At 57.7% G+C, this 16,367-nt stretch carries 17 protein-coding genes; 8 read left to right on the forward strand and 9 right to left on the reverse strand.

Translation table 11 applies throughout. The features are described from left to right. The first annotated feature begins 23 nt into the window (after positions 1-23). From AZE99_RS10840 to AZE99_RS10870, 7 genes are all read left to right on the forward strand, one after another. Complete coding sequence (locus AZE99_RS10840) at positions 24-506, forward strand: A24 family peptidase (protein ID WP_067200881.1); 483 nt, start codon at positions 24-26, stop codon at positions 504-506. Positions 507-580: 74 nt separating this feature from the next. Then, positions 581-1,540, forward strand: coding sequence for a Flp pilus assembly protein CpaB (gene cpaB, locus AZE99_RS10845; RefSeq protein WP_067200885.1), 960 nt, complete (start codon positions 581-583; stop codon positions 1,538-1,540). After that, positions 1,540-3,162 carry a type II and III secretion system protein family protein gene (locus AZE99_RS10850; protein WP_067200888.1) on the forward strand — a complete coding sequence of 541 codons (1,623 nt, stop codon included), beginning with the start codon at positions 1,540-1,542 and terminating at the stop codon, positions 3,160-3,162. Before cpaB ends, AZE99_RS10850 begins: the two co-directional genes overlap by 1 nt. A gap of 21 nt (positions 3,163-3,183) precedes the next feature. Continuing rightward, positions 3,184-3,783, forward strand: coding sequence for a CpaD family pilus assembly protein (locus AZE99_RS10855; protein WP_082788338.1), 600 nt, complete (start codon positions 3,184-3,186; stop codon positions 3,781-3,783). Beyond that, entirely contained in the window at positions 3,783-5,069 is a 1,287-nt protein-coding gene (locus AZE99_RS10860) for a pilus assembly protein CpaE (RefSeq protein ID WP_067200891.1), read from the forward strand. Before AZE99_RS10855 ends, AZE99_RS10860 begins: the two co-directional genes overlap by 1 nt. Positions 5,070-5,109: 40 nt before the next feature. Beyond that, positions 5,110-6,081 (forward strand): type II secretion system F family protein, encoded by a 972-nt coding sequence (locus AZE99_RS10865; RefSeq protein WP_067200898.1) that lies wholly within the window; start codon positions 5,110-5,112, stop codon positions 6,079-6,081. Between the two features lie 18 nt (positions 6,082-6,099). Next, entirely contained in the window at positions 6,100-7,089 is a 990-nt protein-coding gene (locus AZE99_RS10870) for a type II secretion system F family protein (protein WP_197460172.1), read from the forward strand. A gap of 52 nt (positions 7,090-7,141) precedes the next feature. Here the strand turns inward: AZE99_RS10870 and AZE99_RS10875 are convergent, their stop codons facing one another. The 7 genes from AZE99_RS10875 to infA all read right to left on the reverse strand — a co-directional run bounded on the left by AZE99_RS10875 (position 7,142) and on the right by infA (position 12,695). Next, entirely contained in the window at positions 7,142-7,585 is a 444-nt protein-coding gene (locus AZE99_RS10875) for a MarR family winged helix-turn-helix transcriptional regulator (protein ID WP_067200903.1), read from the reverse strand. A 9-nt stretch (positions 7,586-7,594) separates the two neighbouring features. After that, the gene (locus AZE99_RS10880) at positions 7,595-9,709 is read right to left on the reverse strand and encodes a TonB-dependent receptor (protein WP_082788339.1); all 2,115 of its coding nucleotides are present in this window, start codon (positions 9,707-9,709) and stop codon (positions 7,595-7,597) included. Between the two features lie 3 nt (positions 9,710-9,712). Beyond that, entirely contained in the window at positions 9,713-10,123 is a 411-nt protein-coding gene (locus AZE99_RS10885; RefSeq protein ID WP_067200912.1) for a GFA family protein, read from the reverse strand. A gap of 1 nt (position 10,124) precedes the next feature. Next, on the reverse strand, positions 10,125-10,757 hold the full coding sequence (gene maiA / locus AZE99_RS10890; protein WP_067200916.1) for a maleylacetoacetate isomerase: 633 nt from the start codon (positions 10,755-10,757) through the stop codon (positions 10,125-10,127). Positions 10,758-10,804: 47 nt separating this feature from the next. Continuing rightward, complete coding sequence (locus AZE99_RS10895; protein WP_067200919.1) at positions 10,805-11,803, reverse strand: ribonuclease E/G; 999 nt, start codon at positions 11,801-11,803, stop codon at positions 10,805-10,807. Further along, positions 11,796-12,365: a Maf family protein gene (locus AZE99_RS10900; RefSeq protein WP_067200922.1), complete on the reverse strand. Its 570-nt coding sequence runs from the start codon at positions 12,363-12,365 to the stop codon at positions 11,796-11,798. Before AZE99_RS10900 ends, AZE99_RS10895 begins: the two co-directional genes overlap by 8 nt. 111 nt (positions 12,366-12,476) lie before the next feature. Beyond that, a complete protein-coding gene (infA, locus tag AZE99_RS10905) occupies positions 12,477-12,695 on the reverse strand; it encodes a translation initiation factor IF-1 (protein ID WP_066742521.1) in 219 nt (72 codons plus the stop codon). A gap of 287 nt (positions 12,696-12,982) precedes the next feature. Between infA and AZE99_RS10910 the strand changes: the two genes are divergently transcribed. Beyond that, complete coding sequence (locus AZE99_RS10910) at positions 12,983-15,436, forward strand: TonB-dependent receptor plug domain-containing protein (protein WP_067200925.1); 2,454 nt, start codon at positions 12,983-12,985, stop codon at positions 15,434-15,436. A 107-nt stretch (positions 15,437-15,543) separates the two neighbouring features. On the opposite strand, the gene AZE99_RS10915 is transcribed toward AZE99_RS10910, so the two are convergent. Both AZE99_RS10915 and AZE99_RS10920 read right to left on the reverse strand, forming a co-directional pair. Next, positions 15,544-15,852: a putative quinol monooxygenase gene (locus AZE99_RS10915; protein WP_067200928.1), complete on the reverse strand. Its 309-nt coding sequence runs from the start codon at positions 15,850-15,852 to the stop codon at positions 15,544-15,546. Beyond that, positions 15,849-16,352 (reverse strand): hypothetical protein, encoded by a 504-nt coding sequence (locus AZE99_RS10920; RefSeq protein ID WP_067200932.1) that lies wholly within the window; start codon positions 16,350-16,352, stop codon positions 15,849-15,851. The genes AZE99_RS10915 and AZE99_RS10920 overlap by 4 nt, the downstream gene beginning before the upstream one ends. Between the last annotated feature and the right edge of the window lie 15 nt (positions 16,353-16,367).

Consider the following 16,367-nt stretch of genomic DNA (forward strand, 5'->3'; position numbering starts at 1 on the left):
CAAATTAACTAGACGGTCTGTCTATGGATAGCGAAACCTTCATCTACTTGCTCTGGGGCGGATTGGCAATTGCACTGATCGTCGCAGCGATTACCGATCTCAAAAGCCGCCATATTTCTAACTGGCTCAATCTCGCCATCGCCTTGGGTGCACCAGTCTTCTGGATCTACAGCGGCATGCCGTTCTGGCCGGACATGGTCGGACAAATCGGACTGGCGTTCATCATATTCACTATATTCGCCGGAATGTTCGCGATCGGCGCCATGGGGGGCGGTGATGTCAAACTGCTGACTGCGCTCTCCTTGTGGATGCACTGGCTGACGTTTCTCGAGCTGTTGGTGATCATGTCGATCGCTGGCGGCCTGCTGACGCTGTTGATGATGATCAGCAAGCAAATCCGAAAGACCGAAGGTCCGATAAAGGTTCCCTATGGCGTTGCCATCGCCTTTTCCGGGCTCTGGATGATCTGGGGGATCACCGGACATAGTTCACAAACGATATTTTAACCATTTTCCTCGAAAGAGGCAATGACCGCCAATGGAACATTTCGGGCGGGGGCATTCAGGAGGCGTGAGACGTCATGGACAAGAAGAAGATTATTTTGCTGGTTGGTGCGCTGATCGTGGCTGCGGTCACGGCGCTGCTCGCAAAGAACATGTTTGATGGTGCCTCCGCGCCGCAAGTCGCTGCGAAGAAGGCGGAAGTGGTTGGTGAGGAAGTTCTCGTCGCAACCCGCGCGCTTCCCGTTGGCACAATCATAACGCCCGACAGTTTCCGTTTCCAGCCGTGGCCAAAGGATCTGATCGAGGACGTGTATTTCATGAAGGAAAGCACCGATGTCGCGACACTTGCCGGCACCGTGGTTCGCAATCCGGTCACCGCTGGCCAACCGCTTACCAAAGGCTCTCTCGTAGCGCCGGGTGATCGCGGTTTTCTCGCTGCTGCCCTCGGCCCTGGCATGCGCGCCGTCACTATTCCCGTATCCGGTCTGACCGGCGTTGCCGGCTTCGTGTTCCCGGGCGACCGGGTAGACCTCATGCTGACCCAGTCTGTGCAAGGCGAAGGTCCGGAACTCAAGGTTTCCGAGACTGTGATCCGCAACCTTCGGGTGCTTGCTACTGACAACCGGGTTACCGCATCCAAGAATGAAGCAGGACAGCAATTCGCCCAAAAGGCAAAGCTTGTCACTTTGGAAGCAACTCCCAAAATCGCCGAGCAGATCTCCGTTGCCCAGACTCTGGGTACGCTGAGCCTGTCGCTGCGTTCGCTGGCAGACAGCGCCGCCGAACTGGAAGAAGCAATTGCTTCCGGTGCCATCAAGCTGCCGAAAACGGATGATCCGGTTGTGGAAGCCGACATGATCCGTTCGCTGGCTGCGCGTCCAAGCAGCACAAAATCAACCTTCTCTACCGGAGGCGACGTGTCGCGCTTTGAAACGCGCTCGCCACCGCCACTGGCCGAAAAAGAGAAACCTAAAGGTCCGGTAGTCCGCGTCGCACGTGGCAATACGGTCAACGAAATCGAGTTTGGAGACAAGTAATGGCCGTAGAATATGCACAGCATAGCCGTTCGGCGAAAAAGGCTTTGGGCGTTACCGTCCTTGCCGCCCTCGCCCTGGCTTTGGCTGCCAACAATGCGACACCGCTGAACGCCCAGTCGGTCAATATCTCACAGCCCGATTCCCGGATTTCCATCGCGGTCGGTCGTGGCAAGTTGATCACGCTGCCCTCACCAATTGAAGATATCTTCATTGCCGAAAACAACATCGCCGATGTCCAGGTGCGGTCACCGCGACAAATTTATATTTTCGGTAAAAAGGGCGGCCAGACCAGCTTTTATGCAACCAGCGCCTCTGGCAAAGTCGTCTATTCTGCAGAAGTCTCGGTCGGCGCAGAAATTTCTTCGATTGACCAGATGCTGGGTCTGGCGATGCCGGAAGCGAGCATCGCGGTCAGCACGACCAATAATTTCGTCCTGTTGACGGGTACAATCGCCAACCCGGATGATGCCGAGGAAGCGGAAAACTTGGTGCAGGCTTTTGTCGGCACCGAAACTCGCGTTGTCAGCCGTTTGAAAACGGCGACGCCGATGCAGGTCAATCTGAAAGTCCGCTTTGCCGAAGTCAGCCGCTCGCTGGCGAAAGAAATCAACGGCAATCTGCTGACCCGGGATACCACCGGCGGATTCCAATTTGGTGTGTCTCGCGGACGCAATTTCGGTTCGATCACAGCTGCCACAGCCAATCTTCCTCAACTTGACGCATCGCAGCTATTTGGTTTGCCTGCCGGATCGGTCTCCCTTCCGTTCGACCCGGTAAGCGGGCAGTTCGTGACTGCGAGTGGCACAGCATTCAACTATACCAACGGCTCTGGTTTGAACACCATTCAGGCGGCGGGCCGTCTGTTTGGTCTTGATATCGCCACAGCATTAGACGTCTCCGAACGCGTTGGCTTGGTCAGCACCTTGGCATCACCGAACCTGACCACCATCTCGGGCGAAACAGCAACCTTCCTGGCGGGCGGTGAATTTCCCATTCCAACCTCGACCGGGCTGGGTGAAGTTTCCGTTCAGTATAAAAATTACGGCGTCAGCCTGTCTTACACGCCGACTGTGCTTTCAAACGGGCGAATTTCCATCCGCGTCGCACCGGAAGTATCGGAAATCACCTCCAACGGCGCCGTTGTCCTCAACGGTTTCAGTATTCCAGCGGTATCAACCCGCCGAGCGGAAACCACGGTCGAACTCGGATCGGGCGAAAGCTTCATGATCGCTGGTCTGATGCAGAATACCTATAACTCCGCGATCGACAAAACACCGGGCCTGGCGGATGTTCCAATCCTTGGCTCCTTGTTCAAGTCCGATGGCTATCGTCGCAATGAAACCGAACTGATGATCGTGGTCACACCTTATCTGGTGAAACCCGTCAGCGACAGCGAGATCGTCTTGCCAACCGACGGCTTCAAGGTTGCCAATGACGCGGAACGGTTCCTGATGAATCGCAACCATAGCGGGACCGGTAGTGACCGGCCCAAACCAACTGTGGCTCCGACAACACCGGAAAATCAAAGTTTCGGCAGCTTGGAACCACAGGCGCCCGTCAAATCCGCCAAAAAATCGAAGAAGTCCGGTAGCGCCGCGCCCGGTTTCAGTTTCGACAAATAAGCTCGATCAGGAGAACAGATCATGCGCATCGTTTCAATGGCACTCATCACCGCCCTCGGGCTCTCGGTTACTGCATGTGGCAGTACCACCGCGAACCGCAGCGTCTATAGCGAACGCCAGCCGGTCGTATCCAAATCGAATTTCGTGCTGGATCTGAGCGCTGGCAATGGCGGACTGTCTACCGCGGAGCAGAATCGCCTGTCCGGCTGGTTCGAAGCTCTCGAACTCGGTTATGGCGACCGTGTTTCTATCGATGATCCAAGCTATTCTGCGAGCAGTCTGGCAAAGACGGCTGTCGAAAATATTGTAGCGAGCTATGGCCTTCTGGTCAGCGAAACAGCACCCGTTACCGAAGGCCATGTTCAGAGCGGCCTGATCCGGGTTGTTGTAACCCGGACCGCTGCATCCGTACCGGGATGTCCCGATTTCAGCCATCGCAGCCACACCGACTTCCAGGTGCGCACCAGTGAAAATTACGGCTGCGGCACGAACAGCACCCTCTCCGCCATGATTGCTGATCCCGAAGATCTTGTCCGCGGCCAAAAGGCTGACGGTGAAGACCAGTCGCGGGCGTCCAAGGCCATACGCGCCTATCGTGACAAAAACGTTGGAGGACAATAATGAACGCACCCTGGAAACCCGGCTCGGTCAACGGACGTGAGCCGTTTGCCGCATTCGTTTGTGACGATGACACGCTGGAGATACTCCGTCCGGTCGCTGAAGAAATGGGCTGGTCGGTCGACAAATGTAACAAGGGCGGACTGCGCAATGCGGTTCAGACACTCTCCGTCTCCGCCAGTCCCAATATCCTGCTGGTAGACCTGTCGGAATCCGGTGATCCGTTGAACGATATCAATTCGCTGGCCGAGGTCTGCGAGCCAGGTACGGTCGTGGTTGCCATGGGTCAGGTCAATGATGTCCGCCTGTATCGCGATTTGATCGTTAGCGGCTTGCAAGACTATCTCCTGAAGCCGTTTAGCCCGGAACAGTTGCGGGATGTACTGTCTCAGGCGCAAGCGGTCATCAACGCACCGAAAAGCGAAGATTCGCAGGCCGAAAAACCGCATATTTCAACCGCTGTAATCGGAACGCGTGGCGGTGTCGGAGCCTCGACCATAGCCACATCACTGGCCTGGCTGCTCAGTCATGACAGGGATCGTCTGACCGCTCTGCTCGATCTGGATGTCCATTTCGGTACCGGTGCCCTGTCGCTGGATCTGGAGCCCGGTCGCGGTCTTACCGATGCGATCGACAACCCGAGCCGGATCGATGGCCTGTTCATTGAACGCGCCATGATCAAGGCCAATGACAAGCTGTCACTGCTTTCTGCAGAAGCGCCAATTAATTCGCCGATCATGACCGATGGCAGCGCGTTCTTCCAGTTACAGGAAGAATTTCGCGCCGCCTTCGATTGTACGGTGATCGATTTGCCACGAGATATGTTGATCAACTATCCCCATCTTCTCGGCGATGTGAATGCAACGATCATCGTGACGGAATTGACACTCGCGTCGGCGCGGGACTGCATTCGCTTGCTATCCTGGCTGAAATCCCACGCAGCCCAGAGCAAGGTCTATGTGGTCGCCAACAAGGTGCAAACCTCCAATCTGGAAATCGGCCGCCAGGATTTCGAAAGCTCCATTGAGCGCAAGATCGACATCATGGTTCCCTATGATCCCAGAACCGCAGCGCAATCGGCAAAATTGGGCCAGGCATTGGTGGAAGCCGGCAAGTCCAGCAAAGCCTCGGCAAAGATCATCGAGCTGACAAATCTCGTTCTCGGATCGGTGAGCGGTGGGGAAGATGCCGACCAAGCTGGCGACAAGAAATCTTTCATGGACAAATTCGGCGAGTTTAAGTCATTTTTGCCGTCGAAAAAAGCCAAGGAGGATGCTGCCAAAGTTTGAGGCAGGCGCAAACATTCTTCGGCTTTAAAGGAATTAGACTATGGGTATAATGCAAACTGCAATTTTGGGTGCTGGCGTTCTAGCGGTTCTGCTGCTGCTCATCTTTGCATTTGCTGGCCCATCGGAGTCAAAGGCGAGCGCCCGACGGCTGGACAAGGTTAAATTTCGTCATTCCGACAGCGCCGATGTTCGGGTGGAAGCGCAGATGAAAAAAGCGCTATCGGCGCGGCGCAAAACCACTCGCCCCAAGGGCGAGACCATGACCAAGATGGAAATCCTGGCAATCCGGATGGAAAAAACCGGCAAGGATTGGCCTCTTTCCTATTTTTTCTATGCGGCGGGTGGCCTGTTTGTGGTCATGGCGGGCTTGCTGCTGCTCAAGGGCGCGCCCATTTTCCTATGTCTGGCTGTCGGGCTTCTCGCCGGAGCCGGATTGCCGCATTTCATTGTCAGCTTCCTGATCAATCGACGGATCGCCAAATTCACCGCAGCCTTTCCCGATGCCATCGAGCTGCTTGTCCGCGGCCTCCGTTCGGGCTTGCCCGTCACCGAGACGATCGGCGTCGTTGCCAAGGAAATTGGCGGACCGGTTGGTGAGGAGTTTCAGAAAGTGGTTGACCGGATCAAGATTGGCCAGACGATGGAAGATGCGCTGCAAGAGAGCGCCAAGCGGATGGAAACTCCGGAATTCAAATTCTTCTGTATTACGTTGGCAATTCAGCGTGAAACCGGCGGTAACCTGGCAGAAACGCTTTCGAATCTGGCCGACGTACTCCGCAAACGTGGGCAAATGAAGCTCAAGATCAAGGCGATGTCGTCAGAATCCAAGGCTTCCGCCTATATTGTGGGATCGCTGCCATTCATCGTCTTCGGTTTGGTTTACACAGTAAACCCCACCTATCTCTCCGGTTTTTTCTATGAAGACCGGCTGATCATTGCTGGCTTGGGCGGTCTGTGCTGGATGAGCATTGGCGTGTTCATCATGGCCAAGATGGTCAATTTCGAAATTTAAGTTGAAGGTGCAAGGCAAATGACAACCAGCGGCGGACCAACTTTAATGGGCGTGGACGTGCTTTTGGTGGCGACGATATTGGCTGCCGTCGCGGCTGTGGCCGTGTTTTTCGCAATCTACGCGGCTGTGACTGTGCGCGATCCGATGGCAAAACGGGTCAAGGCCCTCGCCCAACGCCGGGAGCAGTTGAAAGCCGGCATCATGGCGTCGACCACCAAGAAGCGTGCAAAGCTGGTCCAGCAGAACGATACCACCGACCGGATGCGCAATCTCCTTTCGTCGATGCAAGTGCTGCAGGACACCCAGGTTAAGGAAGCGCAACAGAAGCTGGCGCAGGCCGGTATCCGTTCGAAGGATCTGGCTTTCCTTATCATCTTCAGTCGGCTCGTCTTGCCGATCATATTGGGCGGCGGGGCTGCGCTGGCGATATATGGCTTCAACTATCTGGGCGACTGGTCGGACATTAAACGTTTCGCCATGTTCGCCGGTGCGGCCATCCTGGGGTATAAAGGGGCCGATATTTACGTCAACAATCTGATCGCGAAACGGACCGATCTGATCCGCAAGGGTCTGCCGGACGCCATCGATCTGCTCGTCATTTGTGCGGAAGCCGGCCTGACGGTCGATACGGCCTTTGCCCGGGTTTCGAAGGAACTCGGCAGCGCCTATCCGGAACTGGCCGACGAATTTTCATTGACCTCCATCGAACTGGGCTTTCTGACCGAGCGGCGGCAGGCCTTTGAAAATCTTGCTTATCGCGTTGCTCTTGACCATGTCAAAGGCGTGGTGACAACCATGATCCAGACCGAGAAATATGGTACGCCGCTGGCTTCCTCGCTGCGTGTACTCTCGGCGGAATTCCGCAACGACCGGATGATGCGCGCTGAAGAAAAGGCCGCGCGTCTGCCCGCCATCATGACGGTACCGCTGATCCTGTTCATTCTGCCAACCCTGTTCATCGTGATCCTCGGCCCAGCGGCCTGCTCGATCTCCGACGCGATGATGTAGCGGAAAATATATCCGGCAATTCAAGAGAGCGGCAGACCCCTGCCGCTCTTTTTTATTGCGCCGCGATGGTATCCGCCGATTTTTTGATCCGTGCCAGCATGGCGGACAGTTCGGCTTTTTCCTCGGCGCTCAGCACCGACATGATTTTCTTGTCCATCGCCTGGGCGGCCGGCAGAATCTTGCCATATAGATCGCGGCCTGTGCTGCTCAGCAGCAGATGATGCGAACGGCCATCGGCGGTGTTGGGACTGCGATCGAGCAGGGCCCGATCGACGAGATTTTTCACCGCGCGATTGACCGTCACCTTATCCATCAACGTCGCCTCCACCAGATGTCTCTGGGTCGAGGCACCGCGCGTACCAAGCACCGACATCACCCGCCATTCCGGGATCTTGAGGCCGAAGAGGCTCTTATACTCGCCCGCGATCACGTCGCTGACGACGTTGGACGTCGTCGAGAGCTGGTAAGGCAGATAATCATCAAGCTTAAAAGTCATAAGTAATATTTATTCAATTTTGGCGCGAAGTCCAACCCAAAATGTCCGGGGAAAGGCGCGTTCTATTATTCCATTGCTACTGATCGCAGCCTCTACCCGGGCATCGAGAAGATTTTCAACCCGGGTTTCGACCAGCAGCCGATCATTGACGGCCAGCGCCATCCGCCCATCTAGGGTAAACGCGTCGGCGAGACTGAGGAAATTGACGTCATCCTCATATTGTTGCCCGACATAGCGCGCCGAAAGGCTGGCGCCGGTGCCATTATCCTTTTCCCAGCGGATCGAGCCGGAAGCATTGTGCCGGGGCACCTGGGCCGGACGAAAACCGTCCACCGCAGCCGCGTCACCGGAGCCGTCGACTTCCGCATCGACATAGGCATAGGCAGCGCGGACGCTCAGGCCGTCGACCAGTTCGCCGAGATCAAAGGCGGCATCGATTTCAATGCCTTTCGATTTGATCGCGTCGAGGTTCTGGCGCTGGCTGTAGGTACCGCTGGCCGAAACAAATCCGACGCCGGGGAAAACACCCGGACCATTGGCCAAGGTCACATTTGCGACGGCATTATCAAGCTGATTGTAAAAGGCGGTAATGCCCAGCGTAACAAGGCCGCTCTCCCAGTCCAGTCCCAGCTCGGCCCCCTTGACCCGCTCAGGCTCCAGCAACTCGTTGGCCGCCGTCGCATCCGCGCCGACCCGGAAGGGCCGGAACAATTCATTCAGGGTCGGCAAGCGCCAGCCGAGATAGGCGGCACCGCGCAGGGTAAGTTCATCGCTGACATCAAAGGCGAATCCGCCGCGACCGGTAAATTCCGTGTCATTACGACGGGTGAATATCTCGTCCGTCCTGACCGACCCGGGAAACGGATTGATCAATTCTATCTCCTTGCGAAAGCCGTCATCGATCGACCAGAAATCGACGCGCCCGCCGCCGGTCAGGACCAGCGCATCGCTGGCCTGCAAACTAGCTTCGACAAAGCCGCCATAGATCGATGTGCTGCCCCCGGCCCTGCGGCTGCGGCGCGGCGTGTCATTATCGGCGAAGAAGAAATTCTCGTTGGTGGTCCCCTCTGTCCGGCGCCAGTCACCACCGATGCGCAGTTCGACATTGTCGCCGACCGGTGGCCGCACTTCAATGCGCGCGCCAAGACCGGTGGAGGGCACATTAAACTGTTCAAACACCCGGCTGACCGAATTGCGATCATCCGCGACGCCGCCGAAGCTGACATCAAAATTGCGGATTTGCACATAAGCCAGAGCCGACCATTGCCAGTCGGAATTGCGGTCGACCAGCCGGATGCTGGCGTCCGCGCCGTCATTATGATTTTCGCTGAAGGCAAAGCCGCGTTCGCGGTCATCGGTGAAAGCGCGGACATTGCTCTGCAGCTCGACATTATCGGACAGGGGCGCGACGAAGCGGACGGCGAGACCGGCCTGCTCATATTCCGCAGGACGATCCACGGTTCCGCGCTGGCCTTCGATAATCGGGATGAAGCCGTCACCGCGGGCATAATTGGCGGAGATGGTCAGCTGCCCCTGCCCCAGTTCACGGCCGAACAGCAGATCGGCATCGACGCTGTTGCGGCTGCCGTAAGCGGCACCCAGTTCGATCAGATCACCGACATTGTCACTGAACAGTTCGATCGTCCCGGAAATGGCGCCCTGACCGTCAGCGACACTACCGCCGCCGCGGGTGATCCGGGCATTGGCGAGCGCCAGCGCATCATAGCCGGGCCAGGCGACCCAGCCGCCAAAGGGGTCAGCCTGCGGCACACCGTCAAGGATCAGCAGGGCGCGCGAAGACGCATTGCCGCCCAGGCCGCGCAATGTGACGCCCTGACTGGTCGGGTTGGCAGAACGGGCATCAGACCTGCGGAATTGTTGAAGCCCGGGCACATCGCGCAAGCTGTTCTCGACGGTTTGTGATGAATCCATCGATATTTCGGTGGCGTTATAAGCCTTGTCACCCAGCGAGGCTGGTAAGCCCGTGACGATTATCTCCGGTGAAAGGCCATCTGCGGCGATATTTTCTATATCATCATTGATGTCCGGGCCTTGCCCCCAAGCGGGAACACTGACCAACGCCATTGAAGCCAATAGCGGATAGGCTAAAACTGATTTTTTCATGACTTAATTGTTCATCCATTTCTGGTGGACCGGCATATCATCTGGCAACCGGTGATAATCTTGCGCGTCGCAGGCAAAATGGGCGCTGTCCGCTTTGCCAAAAATGCCCGGATCATCGAGCGTTCCGACCTTGACGATCACCGCCACCTCAAAGCCCGGCGCACGAGTGGCCAGATGAGTGCCGCAATCCGCACAAAATTCCCGCGTCACACCCTTTTCAAGGTCAGCGCGCTTAAAGCCCTTCACGGCCCCCTTGGTAATCTCATAACCGTCCGCTGGCATTGCCATCAGCAGCAAACTATTGCCACCAGTTGTATATTGGCATTCGCGGCAGAAACATTCCGCCTTCAGCATCGGTTCGCCCTCGGCCTTGTAGCGCACCGCGCCGCAATAGCATCCGCCTTCGATTGTCATGTCACTGGTCCTTCACTGCTTCGGGGGTGGCTTTTTGAAAAGCCTCGAGTTGATTGCAAGCCGCGTCAATTCGGACGAGCTTGGGAAATGCGGTTACGTCCGTTTCCAACCGGCGTGCGTTGTACATTTGCGGCACAAGACAGACGTCAGCCAGATTGGGCTTGTCGCCGCCGAACAGGCCGGCTTCCGGCGCCATGGCTTCCAGCGCCACAAAACCTTCCTCGATCCAGTGACGATACCAGGTATCGATCACGTCCTGCGATTGACCCAGTTCATTCTTCAGATATTTCAAAACGCGCAGATTGTTCACCGGATGAATGTCGGCGGCAATGACCAGCGCCTGCGCAAGCGTATTGGCTCGCTCTGCCGGGTCGCTGGACACCATCGGCGGGTCTTCATAATTTGCATCGAGATAATCGATGATCGCCAGCGACTGGGTCAGGTCATGCCCGTCGATCGACAGCATCGGCACGAAGCCTTGCGGATTGCGTGCGACATAATCGGGAGCCTTTTGGTCGCCATCGAGCAGGCTGGTGTTGATCGCGGTATAGGATAGGCCCTTGAGGTTGAGCGCAATGCGCACACGGTAACTCGCCGAGCTGCGCCAATAGTCGTAGAGAATGATTTCCGTCATGCGCAGGCTTTGAAGATTGAGCCACGGAAATGCAAGTCTGGCGGCAATTATCCTATCGAGCCGCCATCGATCGGAATCTCACCCTGCGGTTCGACCGACACGGAGCGCCCCGTCCGCTTTGCCAGCTCTTCCAGCATGGGTGCATTGAACTTGTTTGCAACAGCCGGATGTACCGCTAGCCGAAGCGCGCCCGTGCCGCGATCCCGCTCCGCCTGCCGGAGCAGTTTCAGCGCCGCATTGACCGAACGGTTGGCCTGCATGATTTCCTGCACCGATGGCCGGAGCTTGCGGCTGACGATCTGCATGAACCCGAAGCCGTTGATTGCCGTGCGTTCGCAATTGGCGGCCATATGTTCATCAAAAATAGCGGTGACGGCAGCGCGTTCGGCCTTGGCTTCCAATGTGGGAAAATCCACCCCGATATTGCCGGACAGGTCGAACCGAAACAGAGCCAGCGCGATTTCCTTCGCCGCCCGCTTCGCCAGTTCAAATGGGGCCAGCGGCCCGTCGACATCGATCAACGTCATCGCCGGGGTCAGCGACACCAGCAGGCTCCCGCCCTCGAACCCGATCCGTCCCGTTTCCGCCTGTTCGACCGCTTCGTGCCAGCCGTGCTGGGCAAAAACATCTGCGTCATGAGCATGGACCATTTTAACCGGCAGCCCGGTTGCGTTGATTTCCCATAGCAAGTCCGGACCATCGCTCAGGGGGCTGTCCGCCTCAGCCGGACGCGCCTTGGCCCGCTTGGCCTGGCCGCCGCGCTCCGTCATCGCGGCCCGGACAATCTCCACCCGGACCATCGACCCTTCGGTCAGACCTTTGGGAAGCGGCTGCAGCAGGGCCTCTTGTCCCGCTGGCAGAGTCACGATCCCTGATTTGCCTGCGACCCATTGCCGGGTGAATTTCGCATCGATGATCGCACCGGCCCTGGCACCGCTTTTTGCCCGCTCGACGCGTATCTGTAGCAGCTCACCATTTTCCAGCCGCAACGCCCGGTTTTCACCGATCCCGGCTTCGTAAAGCCAGCCATTGGCCAAATCAGCCAAGGGGATAGCCCGCGCTGATCAGCAGATTGCGGGTTTCATATAGTGGCAGGCCCATGATGCCGCTGTAGCTCCCCGACATCCAGGTGACGAAAGCTTCCGCCGTGCCCTGTATCGCATAGCCGCCCGCTTTGCCCTGACCTTCGCCGGTGGCAATATAGGCTTCAATTTCATGGGCTTCGAAGCGCTTGAATTTCACGATGCTGTCGGACAATTTGGTGCGCGCCATGCCGTCCGCTGAAATCACGCAGACCGCCGACATCACATGATGCCGCCGCCCGCTGACCAGTTGCAAGAATTTGCGCTGCTCCACAGCATCGGCAGCCTGCCCCAATATCCGGCGACCGACAGCGACCGTGGTATCGCCGGCAATAAGAATTTCATCATCGGCCCGCTCGACAGCCGCCGCCTTTTCCTGTGCCATGCGCAAGACATAGTCGCGCGGCAGCTCGCCCTTGTGCGGGGTCTCGTCAATATCGGGAGAGATGATCCGGTCCGGCGTGACGCCGAGACGGCCAAGCAGTTCCAGACGACGCGGACTGGATGAGGCAAGGACCAGTTTCATGTCAGTAAACACCCTCTGAACCGTTCGGGCTGAGCCTGTCGAAGCCGCTTACGTGAATGCAATGCCTGCCGATAGCCGTCCTTCGACAAGCTCAGGACGAACGGCATACCATCACTTGAAACGATAGGTGATACGACCCTTGGTCAGATCATAAGGGGTGAGCTCGACGAGCACTTCATCGCCGACCAGCACACGAATACGATTCTTGCGCATCTTGCCAGCGGTGTGGCCCAATATTTCATGGCCGTTTTCCAGTTCGACCCGGAACATGGCGTTGGGGAGCAGTTCGCGAACCATCCCCTTCATCTCTAGCAGTTCTTCTTTTGCCATATGGCGATGCATTTTCCCTGATATTGCGGCAATCCCGCGTGTTGCAGTGCGCCATAACGCCAAAAGTATAAAAAGGGAAGGATTAGCTGCATCAACCAAAATGATAAAAATCCACCGCTGTCGCGGCAATTTCCCTGCGACAATTTAATACAAAGAAATTATACCATTAGTGCGATTCACATGGCACTTCGGACATCTTCTCTCCCCCCTTGTTAGAGCTATTGAACCAAATCATGATGTCTTCCCCTAAATCCCTTCTCACCGCCTCCCCCCTCGTTTTGGCAGCTATGTTGCTCGCAACTCCCGCAGCCGCGCAAGTCACCGACGCAGACACAGAATATGCGGATGATGAAATCGTCGTCATTGCAGAACGTCCGCGCGGTGCAGTCGTCACCGAAATTGCTCCGGTGGTCGAACTGAGCGAAGCCGACATAGCCAGCTATGGTGCCTCCTCTGTCCAGGATCTGCTCGAAGCACTGTCTTCGCAGACCAGCTCCAGCCGGGGTCGCGGCAGTGGTCGGCCGGTCGTGCTGATCAATGGCCAGCGCACCTCCGGTTTCCGCGAAATCCGCGACCTGCCCCCCGAAGCCATTCGCACGGTTCAGGTCTTCCCCGAGGAACTGGCCCTGCAATATGGTTATCGCCCCGATCAAAGAGTGATCAATTTCATCCTCAAGGACAATTATACCGGGGTCAGCGCGTCAGCCGAATATGGCGTTCCCACGCGAGGCGCACAGGGGCGTTCGGAGGTCGAGACCACGATCACCCGCATTGGCAGGAACAGTCGCGTCAACATCAATCTCGAGTGGCAGAATAACACCGCGATTACCGAGAGCGAGCGCAACATCATTCAGGATGCGGCTGGTGATCTGGTCAATCTCGGGGAGTTCCGCACATTGGTCGCGCCATCGGACAATGTCGAGCTCAACGCCAATTACAGCCGGAACTTCGACAATGGCATGTCGCTGTCGCTCAATGGCGGCTATATCTACGACAAGTCTCGTGGTCTGCAGGGTCTGCCCAGCGGCACGCTGGGGGTCGCTGGTGATCCACTGTTCCGCTATTTCACCGAATATGGTCCGCTCCGCCGGCTACAGGAAAGTAACACCGCACAGGCAGGGCTGACCCTGAACGGCACGCTCAGCGACTGGCGCTGGTCGCTGACCAGCGATTACACGCGCGCGCAGGTCAATACCGACACCGACCGGTCCGGCGATACCAGCGCGCTGCAGGCGGCGATTGACACCGGTTCGGTCGATCCGCTTGCGACCAGCTTTGGCCCCTTGCTCGGGGCGCCTGTCACAGACAGCGCCAGGGTTGTCGACCAGACGATCAACAATCTCGCCACCCTGTCGGGCACGTTATTTGTGCTGCCCTCGGGCGCCGTCACCACCACCGTCCGCGCGGGCTATAACCGCGAAGATCTCGACAGCCGGGAAACACGCGGGGCGATTGTCACCACCACCGACCTCAGCCGCGACGAGCTCAGCACCGGTATCAATATCGACATTCCTCTTGCCGATGAAAATATCGATGTCGTGGAAGCGATCGGCAAATTGTCGATCAACGGCAATCTCGGCTATTCCGACCTGTCCGACTTTGGCGGGCTGGTCGAATTCGGCTTTGGCCTGAACTGGGAGCCGTTTGACGGGCTGGTCTTCTCCGCCTCGGCGATCGGCGAGGAAGCAGCACCGAGCATTGCCCAGCTCGGCAATCCGGTGATCATCACCCCGGATGTCACCGTCTTCGACTTCACCAATGGCGAAACCGTGCTCGCCGCGATCACCACCGGTGGCAATTTCGCGCTGCCGGCAGAGAAACAGCGGGATATCAAACTGGCGGTCAATTATCGCCCCGAATGGCTCGACGGCTTCACCTTCCTCGGCGAATATTTCCGCAACAACAGCGACAATGTCGCGTCCAGCTTCCCGCTGCTGACGCCGGAAATCGAGGCTGCCTTCCCCGACCGGGTAACCCGCGATGCCAGCGGCCAGCTGATTGCCATCGACCGGCGACCGGTCAACTATGCCAATGTCAGCAGCGAACGGATTCGCTACGGCATCGATTTCTCCAAACGCTTCGGCGAACAACGCGGCGGGGGACGGGGAAGACCCGACCGGGCAGCGCGACCGACAGGCGACGGAGCGCCGGATGGTCAGCCCCGAGGCGACAAGCCGGCTGAAGGTGGCGCTCGCGAAGCCAGTGCCGACGCAAAACCGGCAGCACCGCGCGGTGGCCCCGGAGCAGGCGGTCGTCCGAGCGGCGGGCGCTGGCAATTATCAGCTTTTCACACCATCCGCCTCGAAGACAAGATCAAGATCCGCGACGGCGTCGACGAGCTGGACCTGCTCAACGGTTCGGCGGTTGGCTCGACCGGCGGCAGCCCGCGTCACGAGTTCGAGATCAACGGTGGCTGGTTCAATAATGGCATCGGCTTCCGTCTCGACGGCAAGCATCAGGTGGCAACGCGCGTCAACGGCGGGCTGACCGGTTCCGACCTGCGCTTTTCCGACCTGACCACATTCAACCTGCGCATGTTCATCAATCTCGACGACCGCGGCAGCCTGACCGAGAAAGTTCCCTTCCTGAAAGGCAGTCGCATCGCCTTCAAGGTCGACAATATCTTCGACGATATCCAGACCATCCGCGACGGCAACGGCCTGATCCCGCTCAGCTACCAGAGCGGCTTTGTCGATCCGGTCGGCCGCTATGTCGAGATCGATTTCCGCAAGCGGTTCTAGGGATATGCTGAATCACTATTAAGGGTGAGCCGTTCGTGGTGAGCCTGTCGAACCACGCCTGTCGTCGACAGATGCCCTTCGACCGGATCAGGGCAAACGGATTATACCTAACCCAGCTCCGCCATTGACACCGCTTCCGCCCGATATAGATTTATCTCCGGCCGCTCGCCAACCAGCACGGCCAGCCGCTTCACAAAATCCCCAGATTCCGGAACCGCGAAATGCGCGGCGACGGCGGCTTCATCCTGCCATTCCTCGTGAAAGAACAGCCGCCCCGGATCGTCGCAATCAGCATGGATATGGTGCGATATGCAGCCCGGCTCGGCGCGGGAACGGGCGCTATGCTCGCTGCACAGCGTGATGATGTCAGCGCGCTTCGCGGACGGAGAGATGAAGGATGCGGTGATGATGATCACAGCTTCAGCGTCGCCCGCGTGGTGCTCTTCGACATGAAATAGGCCAGCACCGCAGCGATGATCGTGACAATCACCGTAAAGGCCGTCGGCGTGAACCGCAGCTCCGACCCCGCGCCCTGCAAGGCCATTGTGATCAGAACAGCCGGGATCAACGTCATCGCAAGATGTTTGAACGCCAGAACAAACGGCGCAAGCCCTGCCCGCCTGTCAGCAGGCAGACCCGGCTCAACCTTGCCCGCTTTGCGCTGCGACACCGTGATCGGATAGACGATCAGCGTCAGCAACAGGCTCATCAAGACCGCAATGGCTACCAAAGTCCCGCCAAGATTGGGCGCGGAATCGCCAAAGGGCAAAGTAGCCGGAACAAAGGCCAGATCGCGGGTCAACCAGTAATTGATCCCGCCGGCCAGAACGATATTCACCACCGCATCCCCCCGCGCCTGTTTCTCTACAAAGGCGTCCATGCTGATCGGTGCTGCTGCGGCGATATTGGTGGCCATAGTCTCTCTCCCTGT

The organism is Sphingorhabdus sp. M41 (assembly GCF_001586275.1).
Taxonomy (GTDB): domain Bacteria; phylum Pseudomonadota; class Alphaproteobacteria; order Sphingomonadales; family Sphingomonadaceae; genus Parasphingorhabdus.